General features: G+C 41.5%; 11 protein-coding genes. 1 reads left to right on the top strand and 10 read right to left on the bottom strand.

All coding sequences use genetic code 11. From position 1 onward, the window contains the following. Positions 1-36 precede the first annotated feature (36 nt). From V7783_RS13485 to V7783_RS13450, 8 genes are all read right to left on the bottom strand, one after another. Positions 37-1230, bottom strand: a complete 1194-nt coding sequence (locus V7783_RS13485; RefSeq protein WP_335679152.1) for a hypothetical protein — start codon at positions 1228-1230, stop codon at positions 37-39. Further along, positions 1230-2843, bottom strand: a complete 1614-nt coding sequence (locus tag V7783_RS13480) for a VWA domain-containing protein (RefSeq protein ID WP_335679151.1) — start codon at positions 2841-2843, stop codon at positions 1230-1232. Before V7783_RS13480 ends, V7783_RS13485 begins: the two co-directional genes overlap by 1 nt. Further along, on the bottom strand, positions 2836-3585 hold the full coding sequence (locus V7783_RS13475; protein WP_335679150.1) for a VWA domain-containing protein: 750 nt from the start codon (positions 3583-3585) through the stop codon (positions 2836-2838). Before V7783_RS13475 ends, V7783_RS13480 begins: the two co-directional genes overlap by 8 nt. Before the next feature lie 65 nt (positions 3586-3650). After that, entirely contained in the window at positions 3651-4412 is a 762-nt protein-coding gene (locus tag V7783_RS13470; RefSeq protein ID WP_335679149.1) for a hypothetical protein, read from the bottom strand. A gap of 203 nt (positions 4413-4615) precedes the next feature. Beyond that, positions 4616-6940, bottom strand: coding sequence for a TonB-dependent receptor domain-containing protein (locus V7783_RS13465; protein ID WP_335679148.1), 2325 nt, complete (start codon positions 6938-6940; stop codon positions 4616-4618). A gap of 300 nt (positions 6941-7240) precedes the next feature. After that, a complete protein-coding gene (locus V7783_RS13460) occupies positions 7241-7666 on the bottom strand; it encodes a hemerythrin domain-containing protein (protein WP_335679147.1) in 426 nt (141 codons plus the stop codon). Positions 7667-7851: 185 nt separating this feature from the next. Continuing rightward, positions 7852-9900, bottom strand: coding sequence for a S9 family peptidase (locus V7783_RS13455; protein WP_335679146.1), 2049 nt, complete (start codon positions 9898-9900; stop codon positions 7852-7854). 92 nt (positions 9901-9992) lie between these two features. Further along, on the bottom strand, positions 9993-12617 hold the full coding sequence (locus V7783_RS13450; protein WP_335679145.1) for a TonB-dependent receptor: 2625 nt from the start codon (positions 12615-12617) through the stop codon (positions 9993-9995). Between the two features lie 156 nt (positions 12618-12773). Between V7783_RS13450 and V7783_RS13445 the strand changes: the two genes are divergently transcribed. After that, the gene (locus V7783_RS13445; RefSeq protein ID WP_335679144.1) at positions 12774-14927 is read left to right on the top strand and encodes a winged helix-turn-helix domain-containing protein; all 2154 of its coding nucleotides are present in this window, start codon (positions 12774-12776) and stop codon (positions 14925-14927) included. Here the strand turns inward: V7783_RS13445 and V7783_RS13440 are convergent. Continuing rightward, a complete protein-coding gene (locus tag V7783_RS13440) occupies positions 14908-16317 on the bottom strand; it encodes a TonB family protein (protein ID WP_335679143.1) in 1410 nt (469 codons plus the stop codon). The genes V7783_RS13445 and V7783_RS13440 overlap by 20 nt on opposite strands. A 241-nt stretch (positions 16318-16558) precedes the next feature. Next, positions 16559-19117: a TonB-dependent receptor gene (locus V7783_RS13435; RefSeq protein WP_335679142.1), complete on the bottom strand. Its 2559-nt coding sequence runs from the start codon at positions 19115-19117 to the stop codon at positions 16559-16561. Positions 19118-19565: the final 448 nt, after the last annotated feature.

Raw genomic sequence — 19565 nt, 5'->3', positions numbered from 1 at the left:
CCTATGATGCAGGCAATAAAGATCCAACCAATGTACTTAAGGGTTGAGTGGACTTAGTACATCTTTTTGCTGTTTATTTTCATTTTTTAGTGCAGCTCTAAATTGTTTCAACAGCATAGTAAAGTCATGAGGCACAGCTTTATTGTTATACAAAGCTTGCTCAAAATATAGTGTTATTGATTGGTTTTGTTGTTGTAAGGCCTCACTTTTCTCTATCGCCGTTTGCCAGCTGTTTCGCCAAGCAATAAAAGCACCATAGTGTGCTTTATTCACGCCAGTATGCTGAATTACTTTTTTAAAGTGAGCGTACTCACTTTGTTGGTAGCGCAGCCAGTAAAATTGCCCGATTCGATAACCACCCCACACAATAGCTAAGCCAATGAAAGCGAAAAAAGTTCGCCATAACCATGTTTTTAAACTTGCGGGCGGATCAGCAACAATCACTTGGCTGCCTTTGACTTCTGCGGTTTGAATACTGTTTGTGCTTGGCTGGAAATAACTTATGGTAATGCTAGGCAGATTCAGGTTGCCCGCTTGCTTGACGACAATATCTTGTTGTTCGGTACGTAGCCCTGTGAGTGTGCCGGTTCTATCATTTAGAGTGTCATTACTAGTAGCAGTAATAGGGTAGCTTTGTTGTTGTTCGGTATTAGCTGTATTCATCATTTGCGGAATAAACAATGCTGAGCTATCTGTGATTGTCGCGCTAATTTTGCGTTCTATGCTTTGCCCTGCAACTAACTCGTCAGGTATTTTAACTTCTTCTTGCAAGGTAATGTTTTGTGCAATTATCACGGGCTTAAGCGTTTTCGCGAGTTCAGGCAAAGTGGCATTAAAAGTAACTGGGGAAGGCGTCACCTCACGTTCTACAGTTTGGTTATTTTCATCCATGAAGTGAATTTTCAATGTCGGTAGTTTTAGCTCAAAACGGCCATTGGTCATCGCGATCACAGGGTATTCTTTAATAACTCCTGTCCAAGTTGAGCTGCCTATACGCTCAGAGGTTGGGTAAGTACTTTTATTGCCTTTAACACTAATGACATTCACAGTGTCAACCTCATCAAAATACAAAGGCTTAGCAAACCACGTTGGCACTAAGACTTTTATTTTAACGGTCGTAACTTGGCCTACTAGTGGGTTTTCATTACTAAGGCTGACCGTGACTTTAGGTTCCGCGGCTAAACTGGGTAATGAACAAAAAGCCAGTAAACAAATGAATAGAAATCGCATTATTGGCTCCTTTGATTATTTGCTTCAGTGGCAAACTTATTTTTTAAAAAATCGCCCATTTCAGAATCCACACTGCGCATCCATTGTTCTTTTGCATCGGGGGAAAGGGTGTCAGCCACTTGGTAATCTTGCGAGTTACCATCTTGTTTTTGACTTACCTCATTACCATCGACCTCTGTGGTGATGCTTTGCTCCGCATCAACGCCGCCGGCTTGTGCCATGACTGCTGCAAAAGCATGTTCTGCAATGGCTAGGTTTCGCTGCGCATCTAAGTATTCAGGCTGTTGTTTTAACACTTGTTTAAAGCCAGCAATTGCTGCTTCATATTCTTGTGCTTTTAATAGTGCAGTCGCGCGATTATAAAAGCCTTCGATACTACTCAATGAGCCGTAAATTTGCGCGGCTTGAGTATACTTACCTAGTTCAAATAACGCTTTTGCTTGCCATTTTGGGTCAGAGAACAGCACTGCTGCACGGGCAAAATCTTGGTTATTGTAGGCCATCATCGCTTGCTGATCGCGGCTAAAGAACCAATCAGCGGTACTGGCATAGGTTGTTTTTGGAAAGCTAAATAAGCAAGCGGCTAAAAGCAACACGGCTAGGTGGCTGGTGGTTTTGATAGAGCTGGCTGACTTTTTATCAGTGTTTATTGATGTCCATCCTTTACGAAACCACAATGCACTTAATAACAACACCGGCCAAGTGAAATACCAGGCCATATCTTGATAGGGGCTGGTATTATTGTCGTCACGTTGGCGTTGATAGTTTTGCTCGACTTGCTCACCTATAGCAATAACATCTTGCATATCAAGTGTCAGCGTCTGGTGTGTTACTGCTTGCAACGATGAAAGAGTGTTGGAGTTAGGTTTAATGATTAAAGCTTGGCCTTCGTCGTTGGAGCGCAGTTGACCATCAGCAGAATTTATTACGCCGCCATCATCCGTGGCTATTTGCCACCAAATAAAGGGCTGTTTCAGTTTATTAAGCGCGGCAACTTGCGCTTGACTGATATCGTCAGCAATTATAACAATGCTTGCATAAGGTTGCTTTTCCATCAGTAAGATTGCTTGTTGCATTGCAGTGGAGGCATTATCAGCATTAACACTATGATTGCCAGGCATTACGTCGGGAGCTAAGGCCACTAAAAATGGTTGAAAAACGCTACTGTCTTCGGTAAATGGCAAGACATTATGACTGGAGCTTGCATAAGCAAACAGTGCTGTTTTAGCGCCATTGCGATAGCTGAGTAAATCAGCCACTTTTTGTTTAGCGCGGGTTAAACGGGTGGGTGATACATCGTTTACCTGCATGGCTTCGGTTACTTTTAATAAAATAATCAGCGGTGCTTTATCACTATTATCATCGGTTTGTTTAAACCATGCAGGGCCTGCGCAAGCAATCACTAACAGCACAGCACAAGCTAAGGTGAAATCAATGGGTTTTAATTTATCAAATAAACGCTGTTTGGGTGTCAGCGCTAATGCTAAGTGTCCAGCTATGGCGCTGGTGTGATGTTTACTGCTTTGCTGATTTTTTCGAATGATGTAGCAAAGTACCACAACAACGGGCAGTAGCAGTAAAAACAATGGCCGCAAAAAATGAAACTCAAACATGTTTAACATCCTTTGTGTGTTGTCTTTGCTTAGTAAACTCAACAATTACTTGGCCAAGTAACGCGATTACAAAGACTAATAAAGCAAAATACAGCGGTATACGCACTAAGCTGGTTTCTTTACGTGTTGTTATTACAGGGGTTACTACCGCCGCTATTTCATCGATTTGTTGATAAATTTTTTCTAACGATTGACTGTCTTGCGCACTGTAAAATTGCCCATCTGCAGTGCTGGCTATTTTCTTTAAAGTCGCAAAATCAACTCGGTACTGACCATCCGCATGTTCATCACCAATACCAATTGTAAAAATCTTTAATTGCGATTGCTTGGCAATTTGCGCGGCATTTAAAGGTGACATTCGTGAGCCAGTATCTGCGCCATCGGTTAATAAAATAAGTACTTTATTATCGACTTTAGACGATTCAAAGGTTTTCAATGCAAGTCCAATTGCATCACCGATTGCAGTATGTGGGCCTGCCATCGCAACTTGGGTGTTATCGAGTAATTGCTCGGCGCTTTGTAAATCTTGAGTAAAGGGCACTTGTAAGTAAGCTTGTGTGCCAAACACAATAAGCCCGATACGATCGTGTTTACGATCTTCTATATACTGACTGACTACATTTTTTACTGCTTGTAAGCGTTGAATTTTTTCGCCGTTAGCAGTGGGAAAGTCTTGTTCATCCATCGAGCCGGATAAATCGATTGCTAGCATAATATCACGACTGGTGGTTTCGCTTTTCACGCGGGCTCCCAGTTGCGTGGGGTTTGCCAGTGCCACAACCAGTGATAACCAAATTAAAATGGCACTTAGCCAACAAAAAAATCGACGTTTTCATTCCAGTTAGCGAAGTAACGTAAGTTCATTCGTGGGTTTATCTGGTAACTAACCACAAATTCATGGGTTAAAATATGGCTTTGATCTAGACCATAGTAGTTATCTTTATAGTTATCGGAGCCTGCAATAGTCGATAACCAAAATGGGTTGTAGTTAATCCAAATTTTATCTGTAACGGTAAATTTTGAGTACATACCAATAAGGCCATAAACCCCCATGGTTGAATAACCACTGTCGATTGAACCATCATCTTCTAACGCATTTTCACCCACTGAAACACCGACACCAGCAAGTGGGTAAAAGGTGAATTTTCCTTGAGGAGGTAGGGCTTTAATAAAGCTATATGAGACATCTAACGTTTCTTCTGCTGCGAGGTTGCCTCGCAAATTATAGTTGGCATCAATTTGTGTTGCAGTACCGTTGCTTAAATTTGTGGTGAAATTACGAAAGCGAAATGAATCGATAGAATCAGTGGTTTTATTATCTCCTCGCCAGCCGAATACATCACCATAAATGCCTTTAACTTCAATAATATTCATCCCAGCAGTGGTGGGATTGCCAGTATCATAAGTTTGACCTATTTTTAAATTAATGCCTTTGTCGGTAACGCCAACACCAGCTTGAGTGTATACGGCAAGCGGATCTGACATATCTTGTACTTCTTTTTCCTCAGCAGCGCAGATAGACACAGGTAAAATTAATGCTGTTAGCAATGTATAATTTGATAATGTCATGGTGTTTTCCTTACATCCTATTAATAATGCTACGAAAGATAGCTTTTTGTTTTATAAACGAGATTAGCATAAATTATAGTTGATTAAATTATAGTTGTTATGAAGTTTAAAATGAATGATTAGCGAATAAGCATAAAAAAACCGATCACAATATAAATTGTGATCGGTTTCAAAGTATTTAATAGCTACTTAACGCACTAAGATTAAAAACTATAGCTCATAGATACCCAAAAGCTACGGGCTTTTTGCGTGGTATTGTAATCAGAGGTACATTCATATTCTTCTTGTGATGTTGCTAACAAGCATGTACGGCTTGATAAATCGTCATCCAATAGATTATTAATACGTGCATTCAATGCGAGGCTTTCATTAATTTTATAGCTCGCAGCTAAATGATATAAATCATAGGCTTTGTAATATAGCTTTTGAGTTTCAGGCCCTTGTGGACCAGATACATTAGCTGTACCGCGGTATCTGTCACTGCGAATTTCTGAAATAAGTGAAATGCTCAAATCATCTAAAGGCTGCCAAGCAAGGGTTAGGTTATACATATTTTTAGGTGTATTCACGAGCGGTAAGCCTTCATCGCGGCCACTTTTCACTTCGCTGTCGGTGTAAGTAAAGTTACCGCGCAGTGCTAAGCGGTCGATAATTTGCCAGTTAGCAGCGACTTCAACACCGCGAGTTGCTGATTTATCAACGTTTGCTGCTTGTGTAAATGAGGTGCTACCAATGCCTGCCCAGCCTGCGCCAATCTCAACGCAAGGTTCATCACCAATGGCCACTTCACAGTTTGGTAAGTTATCTTGGTTAATGATTTTGTCTTTAAAATCATTGTAGAACACCGTTACATTACCGCTAAAGTTATCACTACCATTAAAGTAAGCGGCCATTTCGTAGTTTACACTGGTCTCTGGCTGTAAGTCTGGTGTGCCCACGAAAGGGCGCGTACCTTGGCCACCAAAACCGGTGATCCCTGGGAATAACTGATTTGGCTCTGGGGTTTTATAACCTGTGCTAACACCACCTTTAAACGTCCATTCATCGGCAGGAGAATAGGCTAAATATGCACGAGGACTCACTTGCGAGCCAAAAATATTGTGGTGATCATAACGGGCGCCAAAAGTCGCAGTTAGCTCTGAGGTTATTTCCCAGTTATCTTCTGCAAAAATCGCAGTTTGGCGGTGATCTTGAGTGGTACCTTCACGGAAACCATCACCGTACATACCAAATACACCATCTTCCATTTCAGCATCAAAATATTGTGCGCCAATTACAAAGTAGTGGTTATCAATATTTGATTCAAACTTAGTATCAATAATTAGGTTATCAAGTTTTAGGGTACGCATTGGGCGAGGTAAAAAGGTCTCATCCAGTTGCGCGTATATTGCATCAGTTAACTCTGGCTTATTACTGTCTTGATCTTTTACTGCTTGGTCCCAAATTGCTTGCACACCTAAACGCTCTTGTACATTAAGCGGTAGTGAGCGACCAAAGTTTTCGCTGCTACTTTGAGTGATGCTGCTGGTAAGCGTGCCAGCGTCATATCGACCAACATGGGCGAGTACAAATTGTTCCCGCTCAACACGTTGATAAGGAGTATACCCTACGCGAGGTTGGACATTACCACCACTTGCACGCCATAAGCTAATGGGGCTGTCTAAAGTACCTGTTTGACCTTCTGTGTTGTCGTAGCGCTGTTTGGCTACATCGTACTCAAAGGTAATTTCGTTTTGTTTATTTATTAGGTAGTTTATTGTTGCACCAGCATTCCAATTACGTGCTGCAACAATTTTTTTATCGCCAAAGCTGCCGTCATCAACCCACATGCTGCCATCTGGTAATGGTAAATTTTCGCTGTATGTTGGTTCACTTTCTTGGCGGTCATAGAAGCTACCACGAATACCATATGTTAACCCTTCAATGCCGCTTGGACCGGTTAAATATAGGTCGATTTTGTTATCGTTACCGTACTGGTCGTCAGTTTGAATATTGCTGCTTACAGTCACGCTACCATGTGTGGTATCAAGGTTTTTACGAGTGATGATATTAATAACACCACCAATGGCGTCTGCACCATATAGCGTAGACATTGGCCCACGCACAACTTCAATGCGCTCAATGGCCTCAAGTGGTGGCATGTACATAAACTGGCTGTTGCCGAAGTTATTTGGGCCAATGTTACCTACATCACTTTGACGACGACCATCGATCAGCACTAGCGTATAGTTAGCTGGTAATCCACGCATGGTAATGCTGATATTACCGTTTTTATCTTGTCCCGCACCGACATCGATACCTTCGATATCGCGAAGTGCATCTGCGAGGCTGGTGAATGGCTTGTTTTGTAAATCTTCGCGAGAAACAACTGAAACACTCGCAGGCGCATCTATTAATTTTTGTTCGTAACCTGATGCGGTAACAACCATAACTTCCATATTTTTAGCAGTGTTATCATCAGCAATAAGTGTTGTTGATGTTAATGCTGCACTGATCAATGAGGCCAAATAAAGTGGGCGGGATTTCATTGTACTTCCTTCATGAAAAGAATAAAGATTATAAATCTAATTAGTAACCGAGGTCGGCATGATAACAATTATCAGTTGCATGTTCAATTGTGTAAATGAAAATATTTACATTTAGTGAATAATATTTACTTTAAAATCAGTAAGGCTAGTCAATGTTAAATGGCCGGTGGCAATGATATGAGTAAAAAGCCCAGTGCTAGGGAGGTGGGCTTTTCACTCAGTTACGAAAATGTTTAATGAACAAAACATATTCGACACTTGGTGTGTTATAGAGTTGGGGGGCAAAATTCCCTCTAAAGTTTAATTCATCGCATTGTTATATTTTTCCGCTAGACTTTGTTTTTGCGATTCGGTTAGCGCTTTTCCAGCCAGCTGAAATATTTCATGTTCTTCTTCCGCAAGATGATGATGCACGAGATGGTGTAGTTTTTTTGCAGTCACCAACCAAGCTGGTGAGCTCATCTCGGTTTCTTCTAATTGCTCAATTAACTCGTCAAGCTCATGATGTTCGGCTATCCCATGACGGGCTTTTTCGTGAGTTAAATCATCAAACATTAAGGGATTATAAAAATAACGCTCTTCAAATTTGGCATGCTCTTCTAGCTCATGTTTTAAATTATCCATAAGCGATTGACGATTCGGTGAATCTCCATGTGTTTCAATAAGTGCATCAACCAGTGAACGTTGTTTATCGTGATCGTGACGTAGTGCTTCAAAAATATTCATGATTTATCCTTGCTTAACCTATTTACAGTTAACAGAAGCAAGTGGCGAGCCATGTTTTAAGGTATTGTTTTATATTGAAATTGAAAGAGCGAATAGCAAGAGGATATAAAAACAATGTAAAAGTTACAGGTTAAAATGAAAAAGGCCAACACTGTGGCTGGCCTTTCAAGAAGTAATTTTAGATGCTATTTATTCGCGTCTTTTACTGCTTTTAGCTTAGCTGCGTGGTCAATCTCAAATGCTGGCATATCTTTGTTGCCATCAATTAAGTAATTATCCATCCAACGCATTAGACGTAAGCTGTAATCATATTGTGCAGCTACTTTACGGTTACCGTGTCCTTCACCTGGATAATATACAAGGCGTACATCTTTGCCTTGTACTTTCATATAACGGTATAGCTCCATTGATTGTGCAGGGTGTACGCGAGGATCATCTTTACCGTGCATGATAAGCAGTGGTGTTTTTGATTGACCAGCCCAGTAAATAGGGCTGCGCTCTAAATACCATTGCCATTTATCCCATGGGTAAGAGCGGGCATGTACGAGGTTCATTTCATTGGAAATATCAGTCGTACCAAACTTTGAAAGTTGATTAGTTACGCCTACAAACATAACACTCGCTGCAAAGTGTTCAGTTAGTTTTGTTGCACCCCAGGCTGAGGCATAGCCGCCGTATGAACCACCGGTGATGCCAACACGTTTTGCATCAACTAAGCCTATTTCAACAAGATGATCTTTAAAATCAACTAGATCATCAAACTCTTTACCAGCGTAATCGTTTTGGCCTAGTTTAGAGTAATCCACACCTTTACCGGTAGAGCCGCGATAGTTAGGGTAAAACACTGCATAGCCGCGTGCGGCACCCATTTGCCCAGGACGAGAATAGTTAGTTACCCAGCCATCTTTATCATGGCTTTCAGGACCGCCGTGCACAGACATAATTAATGGATAACGTGTGCCTTCGCTGTAATCAAGCGGGTAAACCAGTACCCCATCAATCTCTACACCGTCACGGGCTTTAAGTGAAATAGTTTGTTGCTTCGCAAAACGTTTGTCATTCAACCATGAGTTTGAATCGGTTAAACGCTGTGCTTTAGAACCACGAACAATGAAGACTTCATTTGGGTGCTTAGCTGTATTGCCGCGCAGTGCGATGGTTTTATCTGAATCTGAAATGCTCAGGTTTGAAGCAATAAATTCACCTTCTTTAATTAGCTTCTTGTATTTGTTTGAACCAGTTTTAATACTCGCTACAAAGCTTTGCGTACCAACATTGGCAATAAAGTTTAATGTATTACGTTTATTAGACCATTCAAAATCAACAATATGACCCATAAAATCGGGTAACCAGTCGGTTACTTCACCGGTTTTAGTATCCGCTAGAAATAAGCGTCCAGTCGCAGGATCGTGCTTATCTTCTGCACCTAAAATTGCGATATAACGGCCATCATGAGATAACTCAGCGCCATCAAGTTTACCTTCGGTGGCAAATGACATGGTTACTTGGTTGCTGGCAATATCAAATAAATGCCATTGTGATTTAGTGTATTTATCGTCAATCAGTGCCGTAGGCTGAGTTTTAACTAATAATTTGTCGCCTTGTGCTGCCCAGTTAACGTCGCTGACGTAATTGGCAACATTCAGGGCTTGCGGGGTTAATGGCTTGTCAGCTTTGGCTAAATCAACAATAAACAGTTGTTTATTCTTTAAGCCTAGCTCGTATACTTCTGCCATAAAGCCGAGTTTTTTCAGTTCTTTTTCAGACTTATCAGCCGCTGGCATAGCTAAAATAGCAAGTTGCTTGTTATTAGGGCTTAATTGATAGCTTGAAATAGATGTGTCTTTTAGCGATAGCACTTTTTGCGCTTGACCACCATCAACCGGAATTTGGTATAAAGCAGTAAACTTGTCGTCTTCTAACTTAGCTAAAAAATAAATGGTTTTGCTGTCGTTTGTCCATTGAATACTCTTGATACTTACAGAGCCGGTAATGAAAGGCCGCTCAACACCTTCATCATCAACAACATAAAGCTCGCTGTAATTCGTGCCATTTTCATCTACGTATAATTCACGTGGTACAGAGCGGGTAAAGGCCACAGTCTCGCCATCAGGGCTGATACTGGTTTGTAGCACAGATTGAATTTTTGGAATATCTTCAACGGTTAACGATGTGGCAGCAACCGCCAATGAGCTTGAAAGCCCAATGGCCAGTGCTAAGCTAGTTTTTAGCATGATTTTTCCTTCGCTTGTTTTAATTATCGAAGGATTATAACAGCACGTACCTTAAATGTTAAAATATGCGGCTAATACGCAAGCGTTAACGATTAATGACTGTAACGTACGCCAAAATAGAAGCGTCGACCATTTTGGTAAATACCTGTTGGCGCATATTCATTGCGCTCATACAGGTAAGTGATTTCATCGGTGAGATTGATTGCTTCAATTACAAAGTCAAGCTTGTCAGATAGTTTGAAGGTAATGCTGCCGTCAAGTTGTCCAAAGTCATCCATCATGGTCTCTCCTACACCGGTGGCAAAATGAGTACGATAGTTGTAGGCCAAACGCGAACTTAACCAGTCATTTTCATAGTAACTGGTTAAATTTATTGTGTGTTTTGAAGTGCCAGGTACATAGTTATCACGCCCTGAAATGCTATCAGTGCGATCGCCATCGACAAAGGTATAGTTAGTGATCAAACCAAAACCATATATAAGCTCTTGTTGATAGCCAATTTCTACCCCTCTGATAGTACCGCCGCTGCCATTGATTGGCCTGTCAATGGTCATATCAATGCCTTCGTGTCGCTCAATAGTGCGTTTAAATTCGACAAAGGATTCAACGTCTTTGTTAAACAATGCCACAGAGAGCAGCGCGGCATCATCAAAGTACCATTCAACGCTTAGATCAAATTGATTAGCGCGATAAGGGTCTAAGTCTGGGTTGCCACCTTGGCCTTGCGCTTGGGTGACATTGTAATTAGTTGATGGCATTAAATGATTGTACTGCGGACGAGACATAACCCGCGCGGCACTGACTCGGGCAATTAAGTCCTCACTTAAATCAATGCTGATATTGGCACTTGGCAATATATCGACATAGTTTTTGTTATGCTGCTGCCAGACAAAGCTTTGTTGTTGCTCAACCGGTGAGCCAATACGTTTATAAGCACCGGCGTCTTGCTCGGTATTAACAACGCGTACCCCCAAGTTTGCTCGGTAATCATTGCCATCAAGCATTAATTTAACATAACCTGCAGTTGTGCGTTCTTGAATATCAAAACGGCTGGCTTTTTCTTCCTGTTGTACAAAGTCGATCGTTTTAAAATCTGTAGATAATGCGTTGATATCGACATAACTGTAATTTTTGAGAGTGTGTTGATCGCCAATTTCGGATAAAAATCCACTGGGGAAAGTTGCCGGGTAGTCGGCTAAGGTCCAATCAAGTTGTTGGGCTATGCCATCAAATGCGCCGTTAAATGAACGATAACGAATAAAATCACGTTGATGATCGCGGTACTTTGCGCCAACTTTTATAGCGCTGATAATAGAATGATCAATTGCGCGTTCAAAATCACCTTGCAAATAGAACTCTTGATCGTTTGAATCTTGGCTGTCGTTACGTGCTTCTGTAAGTTGCCAAGCCTGTCCATCAAGCGGGGATACATCATAGTTGGCGATTATATTTTTACGCTCAGTGGTATCAACCGTATAGGCGGTATTGGCTGAAAATTGTGAGGTGTGATCTTGCTTGGAACCGCCACCGCCTTTGGTCAAACCAATTTGGTATTGGTTTTGCCAAAGATGTGCTTGCTGACTAACAATTAAATGCACACTGCTGGTATTTATTTCAGATTCTCGCCAAATAGCTTCCATGGCAGTACTAAATGGTAAATTTTGTGCGTTTTGTTCTGGGACTGTTGAGTAGCGGGCAAAGGCGAGGGTGTTATCAATAATCTTCGCATCGCTGATATGACCGCCACGGGCAAACACACTACTGGGCTGCCATAAAAAGTTTTGGTTACTGTTATCAGCGTTAAGTACTGAATACAAAGTATTCAGTTGAATATTCCAATCTAAATTAGGTTGGTATTCAAAATTTGCGGTGGCACTGGTTAACACTCGCTGTTGCTGGAATATTGCTGAGCCACCACCACCTGGTGTCCAAACGTTTTTAATATCGCCAGTGTCGCTGTCTGTCGCTGATAAACTGCCATCGTTGTTTTGTTGAAAGTTTTGTTCATGCCAACCCCATGACTCAAGCCCATCACGACGTAATGAGCGTTGATTACGGGTAAAGGTAACTAATGCGCCAACGTCTTTGTCTAGGTTAGTCCAGTTATAAAATACGGCCAACTGTGGGTCAAATTCACCTGATAAATCATTGTATTGCACTTGTGCATTAGTAACAAACTGATTACTTTGCGTATGCAAAGGTCGTTGCGTTTTAATATTAACAGAGCCGCCTAATGAGCCTTCGTTGTGATCTGCTTGCGGGGTTTTATATACTTCTAAAGAAGATACTAGATCAGCGGGTAGCAATGTGTAATTAAAACCACGATTAGGTTGGGTTGAGATCCACCAATCCGCAGAGGCAATTGCTTGCCCATTTAAAAAAGTGCGATTTTGTTCTGGCGTGGTGCCGCGCACACCCACACGTTCCCCTTCCCCTTGGGCACGCGAGAGTGAAATGCCGGTGATGCGTTGCAGTGCTTCTGCGACATTTTTATCAGGGAATTTACCGATATCTTGCGCGGTGATTGCTTCTATGATTGACTGGCTGTCGCGCTTATCACGTAGTGATTTGATAGCGCTGTCATGAAAGCCCCTAATTTGAATTGTTTCTAATTGGTTTTGGTCTGTATCCGCGGGTGTTTTAGCACTTGAGTAAAGCGAATTGAATGCGCTGGCAATGAGCATTATGTTAACAAGTTTTTTTATTTTTATTGTCATACTCAACCCAACTAGAACAACATGAGAAAAACTAGCAGTGATAACTACCTATAAAATAAGAACACACAAATGGAGTGTGCTACTATGTACCGTATTTGCTTATAGTACGCTTTCTTGACTAATTTAACCATAGATTAACGTGTGTAAAAACAAACGATGCCAACAACCGAATTAAAACAGTTACTCCTCAACGATGTACTCGTTGACTTTGCTGCCTTAAAAGTAAAGGTATCAGGGCGTTGGTTTGCTGTTGAAGCCAAGCAATTGGTGTTATTAAAGTTGTTACTCGAACACCAAGGCAACGCAGTATCACGCGATATAATTATGGATACACTGTGGCCCGATGTAGTCGTGAGCGACAATTCAGTCAGTCAACTAGTGACGCAACTGCGTAAAAGCCTCCATGATGATAAAAACACTGCAACGTTTATTCGTACCGTACCGCGAGTCGGTTATCAGTTAATCGCAAAGGTAAGTGATGCACCGACCTTATTAGACAAAGTGACTCCGGCTACGCCACGTACATCAGCTTTATATATTGCACTGGGTTTAATGCTCGGGGCCATAACGACACTTGTTAGCCAGTATTTACTTGCACCTACAATTCCTAGTTTGAATTATGAATATCAATCACGGATCACCTCAGCACCAGGGGCTGAAGTCTTTTTACGTTATTCTCCCAATGGCCGGTATTTAGCATTTAGCCAATCCAACGATCAACAAAGCCAATTTGATTTAGCGGTGTATGATCAGCAAAGTAAGACCGTGCACAGTATTAAAAACTCAGGTTATTCAGAAGAGGCACCAGTGTGGTCGCCAGACGGTAAATGGCTAGCTTATTTTAGGTATGATCCGCTCAGTTGCGACATTCGTGTTATTCCCGTCTCTAATGCCATTGAGACATGGCGCTTGAGCCCTGAATTTAAACTCACTCGCTGTCAGCAGCGTCATGGTCCAACCAAATTACACTGGGCTGACGACAACACTATTTACACCACACATTGGCAAGATGAACAACCCCGATTAGTAAAATATACGCTGGCGTTTTCACCTACACCGACTTTAATAGAACAGCAAATCGTGGGCGATTTTAAACCACTCACGTTTGATATTAATGAGCAGCAAAAAATGCTCATACTTGAAAAAGATCAAGGCTGGTTTAGCGTCAGTGAAGTCGATTTAACGCAATCACTAAAACGCACAGAGATAAAGCGCAGTCGTCACAGCCATGCGCCGTTATTATTTGACAGTGAACAGGATTATTATTGGCTCGGGGATGATGCACTGCGTCGTTATGACTACCAAGGTAATGAGCAGCTCGTACATCAGCCACTGGGGTTTGTCGCTGATTTAGCAATTAACCCGCAAACGGGGGATATTGCTCATGCTGAGGGTCAAGCACGGGTTAATTTGTACCAAATTGAATTAGATTTAAGTGCCGATGCCCCTAAAATTCGTAATACGATGCAACTATCGTCGTCTGCGCGCATGGACATTTTACCCGCTGTATCGCCAGACGGACAACAAAGCGCGTTTATTTCATTGCAGCGAAGAGGGATCACAGGCTTTACGCATATCGAAGTATGGCTTAAACATAAGCAGCGTAAAACCGCGAACTTAATTGCCACGTTACCGAGCGACATTACGCCAAAGTACCTACTTTTTTCACCTAATGGTGACAATGTATTATTGGCGGATGAGCAACAAAATGTGTATTTGATCAATACCTTTTCACGTCGTTTAGTACCAATCATATCTGGTTTCGAGCAGCTCAATGGCGTACATTGGTCAGCAGATAGTCACAGTATTTTCTATCAAGCTAGCAATCAGCAAAGTGACGATGAGCAGTTACAATGGCAAGATTGGCGCTACGATATTCAACTGACGAGCAATACGTTAGTTAAAGATAATGTAGCATTTGAGACGCTAGATGAAGAGCACCCACTTTGGCAGCTTAATAGCTCGTATTTAGAGCATGATTTACACGTACGAACCTATTTATCGGCAGCGCTGGAGCAACAGTTTCCACTGGCGCAGTTATTACCTTCTCTTGAGCTGTTCAAACCCGCGGTATTTAAACAGGGTATTTATTATGTACTGCGCCAAGGTCATCAGTTATTGTTGTATTGTTATTTAACGGATCAAAAGCGTAATGTGTTCATAAAAGAGCTGGGGGTGTACGGCTATGATATTGATATTAATCTAAATATAAGTAGTTCAGTGGATGGTCGTCAGGTGGTGTTTAGTCAGGTGGATGGCATTGAAACTGATATTTTATTACACAAAGTGATTAAGGCAGGGTCGCCATAAATTGTTTAATATTGCTTTGATCCCAATTGCGAGTGCGGGCTTCTTGCAGAGCGTTGCTGGCTAATTTTTTTGCAGCTTGGGGTTTGTTATTAGCCGCTTGAATTTTCGCTTTAAGTAATAATAATTGTGGGTGTTCACTATCATCTGCTAATGCAGAGTCTAAAGCTTGTGTGATTTGTTGTGGTGGCTTTTTTAGCTCAAAAAGTAATAAGGCCAGTTCCCGTTTAGCACTAAATAACCCTTGCGCAGCGGCCGCTTTTAGCCAAGTTAGGGCTTTATTGGGAGCATAATCGACATATTGACTGTTTAATAGCTCTCGTCCCAATCGATACTGCGCATTGGCAAAACCACTTTGAGCTGCAAGTAAAATCCAATTCAAGCCTTTTTCTCGATCAACCTTACCATATTCACCGCGTAACATATTAGCACCAATACGATATTGCGAATTGGCGTAGCCGTTGACGGCTGAGCGAAGTAATAACTCACTATTGGCGTTGGTTTGTTGCCAATGGTATTTTAATAAGCGGGTTGCATTGTATTCATCTGAACTCAGCCAATTAGCAATATAATACTGCACTAAGGCGTTACCTTGCTCTGCTGCATCAATTAAGTCAGAAATTTTCTCATTGTACTCACGTTGCTGACTTTTAAAGCTTTGCTCATATTGTTTCCCTTTATAGGTGGTGAAGTGATACAGCAAAGAACGATTATAGTAAGGCAAGGTTTGGCTATCCCCTTGATATTGCCAGCGTTTCACTGCATTGATTATAGCTTGATCAAAGGTTTTTTCTGGGTATGAATCTATGAGGGAAATATCGGTTACAGCGCCGCTTTTATCAATATCAAACTCAAGCCAAACCCATCCTTCAATGCCATTTTGATAGGCATGTTCAGGGTATTTAGGCTCAACAGTATAGCTTCGCTGTGGACTTGAATGTGGGGCAGGGCTGGCGGTTAACTCTGGGCGTAATTGTTGATCATACCATTGAAAACTCAGCTGCTTTAATAGTGCATCATAGGCATCATCAAGGGGCTGCTTATTATCACTTTGGCTGGCGATGAGCATTGCCGTATCACGGGCATCGAGCAATCCAAAATCAGCGGCTAAACTGAACCAAGCATAGGCTTGTGCTTTGTTTTTCTCAACGCCTTGGCCATGTAAATACATAACAGCAATGTTATAAATTGCATCTGCATTACCTAAATACGCGAGTTGTTGAAATTCCTGTTGTGCTTTGTTGAAGTTGCCTTGGTGGTAGTCAAGGGTTGCACTGAGTAAATCTGCTTTAGTTAAAGGCGCAAACAGCAGGCATAGCAATACTAATAAGAATTTGTAGCGACAAAATCTTGTTGTATGCTTACTGTGATCAATAACTGTGTGTGCTGACACGTATTATGCTTCGCCAATGTTGTTCGACTATATTATTCGAGTAACGTTTTTACCTATTGATTGTACTTGTTTTGTTTATTATTACTAGCGCCTTAACGCGACTTATTTATAGTACTAATATCACAAATGAAAAAAAGCAGGCAGTCAAATGACTGCCTGCTTTAAACCCCTGGGCATAGGGGCTGCCATCCTTGGCGAGAGTCGAATACCTGTGTTAGCTTGGAGTTCGACAAATGGGTAATTAAAAGTTAAAGCGCACTCCGGCAACAAAGCGACGACCATCGGCGTATACACCCGTTAAGGCTTGTTGCACACCTTCTTCTTGGTAACTAAAAGTGTGTTCGTCTGTAAGGTTTATTGCCTCTAAAACAAGTGCTAAATTATCGTTTACGTTGTAGGTAAAGTTTGCATCTACTTGACCATAATCATCAACATAACCATGACCTTGGCCTGAGTTGTAACCTGTACGGAAGTTGTAGGAGATACGTGTGCTAAAGGCATCTGTTTCATAGTAAGTGCTTAAATTGACAGTGTGTTCCGAGTTACCAGGAATAATCGTATCATTACCATCGGCATCCTTTGCTTCACCATCTACAAAGGTGTAGTTAGCATTAAAACCAAAACCTTCAAGTATCTCTTGCTGATAACCTAGCTCTAAACCTTGGATACGACCAGAACGGCCATTTGTAGGGCGGTTTACTAAGATTTCTACACCTTCGTGAATTTCTAGGTTAGGTGTTACATCTAAGAAAGATTGAATATCTTTATAAAATACAACCGCTGAGAATAAACCTGCATCACTGAAATACCATTCAACCCCAGTATCAAACTGCGTTGCACGGTATGGGTCAATATCCGGGTTACCGCCACTGCCTGTTTGTGTTTCAAGGTTATAAGAGGTTGAAGGTGTCATCGATGCATAATCTGGACGTGACATTACACGGGCTGCACTGAAACGCAGTAGTACATCGTCATCTAAATCAATTGCTAGATTGATACTAGGTAGAATATCAAAATAGTCGCGGTCATCATTGGTCCAAACTTCAGAGCCACTTTCACCTACGTAAGCTGCCGTTGATTGCTGAGTTTGCACTAAACGAACCCCTAAGTTACCGCGCATACCTTCAACATCGATATCTGCTTTGATATAACCTGCAGTAATTTTTTCTTCAACTTCAAAAGTACTGGCCTTGAGTACACGGTAGTTCCAATCAAGGGCATCACCTTCGCGGCGTACTTTCTCAGAGTCGGTGATTGCATAATCACGTAACGTACCGTCTGAGCCTAGCCCTGATAAGTAATCAGATGGCATTGATAGTGAATAGTCAGCTAAACTCCAGCCTAAATCTGTGCGGTTATCTGTGGTGTGTTTAGTATTAAAACGAGAGTGATCGCGGTATTTTAAGCCAAATTTCACTTTACTAAAGACAGCGATGTCAACTGGGCGCGTAAAATCAACTTGTAGGTAAGTTTCGTCATCTTTGGCATCATTACTGTCGTAACGTAAAAAGCCTAAATCCCAATTTTTACCATCTGCTGGATCTGCGCCATAAGTAGTACGTACATCTTCAACAGCAGATGTATCAAAGCTATGTACATAATTGCCTTCCCAGCCAACGCTGCGATCAGCTTGCGAACCACCACCGCCTTCGGTATAACCAACATGCACACTGGTCAGCCATAAATCGCCTTGATAATCGGCTTTTAAATCGTACGATTTGGTTTTAATTTCTGAATTACGTACCTTGGTTTCATCTAGAATGTTATTCGCAGTTGGTGATAACCCTAAAGTCCCGCCCACTAGCATAGTACCAACTTGATCGTTCTCTATTAACGTGACGTCAGTATATTGTGAGCCACCATAACCTGGCAGCCATAGGAAGTTTTGATTTTCATTATTCGCTTCAAGAGTAGAATCAAGGGCGTTGAAGGTTAAATCGAGTTGCTCGGTAGGGCGGTACTGTACGGCTAAATTGATACCGGTACGAATACGTTCTTGTAAGAACATCGCTGAGCCACCACCGCCTGGACTGTATACATCTTTATATTCAGTGCCGTCTTCTAAGGTGATATCACGTTTAGCCCAGCTCCATGACTCTATCCCATCGCGGCGTAGGTTACGCTGTTGGCGAACCAATGAAATAAGCGCACCGAAGGTTTCATCTTCAGTTTTAAAGTTATACATAGCAGAGAGTTGCGGGTCGGTTTCACCCGAAATTTCACTGTGCTGGGCAAGCACTGAGCCCGCAAATTTATTTGCTTCTAAATCAAGCGGTTTACGCGTTCTTACGATAACCGTACCACCAATAGAGCCTTCATCAATATCTGCTTCCGGTGACTTGTATACCTCTAACCCGGATACAATTTCAGACGGCAGCATAGTATAGTTAAAACCACGACTGGCAGCAGAGTTTGTCCACCAATCGGCAGAGCCGACAGCTTGGCCATTTAATAATGTACGGTTTTGGCTCTCGCTGGTACCTCGGATACTTACGCGTTCACCTTCACCAAAGTTACGGCTAATTGATACACCTGTGATACGTTGTAATGATTCTGCCACGTTTTGATCGGGGAATTTACCGATATCCTCAGCAGTTACTGCATCCACAATCGCATTTGAATAGCGCTTCGTGTTCAGTGATTTAACAACGCTGCCACGAATACCGCGAACTTGAATCACTTCAACTTCGTCCGTGCTTTTAAGTTCAGCACTGTGGGCTACCATAGGTAAGCTCAATGCCGATGTAATAAGAGATGCACTCACTGCTAGATGCAGTTTATTCATTTTTACTTTTAACATCCTCGATTCCCCTTGAATCAAAACTTTATTTTGTTGTGTCAAATGAGTCCTACCATTCGTACATATAGTCATTATTAATCGTCGAACTTGGTAAGACCGTTGTCTAAAAACAAACATTGGCGACTAAGTGATTAACTTATTACGGCCACTACGCATACAAAAATAACCGTAGCTGTTTTGTTTGTGGCTCTATTAAACGCCTTTTAAAAAATAGAGTCTTGAATCTGAGTGAATAGTTGTGAAAGTGATTAATTTGAAAGAAAATAATTATTTTTCTATTTAAAATTGTTTAATATCAACTGTTTTATTTTTGTCAGTTCTTGTTTTTGTTTAATAAGTTAAGTTTACTTAATGATTTTTACGTTTTTAATTGTTGTAATTCACAACTAGTGGATTAAAAAGTGAAAGGTAAAAGGTGACTGGGAAATAATCAATGGCGAATACAGAC

Origin of the sequence: Pseudoalteromonas sp. (genome assembly GCF_036960685.1) — a bacterium.
Classification (GTDB): domain Bacteria; phylum Pseudomonadota; class Gammaproteobacteria; order Enterobacterales; family Alteromonadaceae; genus Pseudoalteromonas.
The sequence above is the reverse complement of the archived record's forward strand: the minus strand, read 5'-3'. Positions and strand labels throughout refer to the sequence as shown.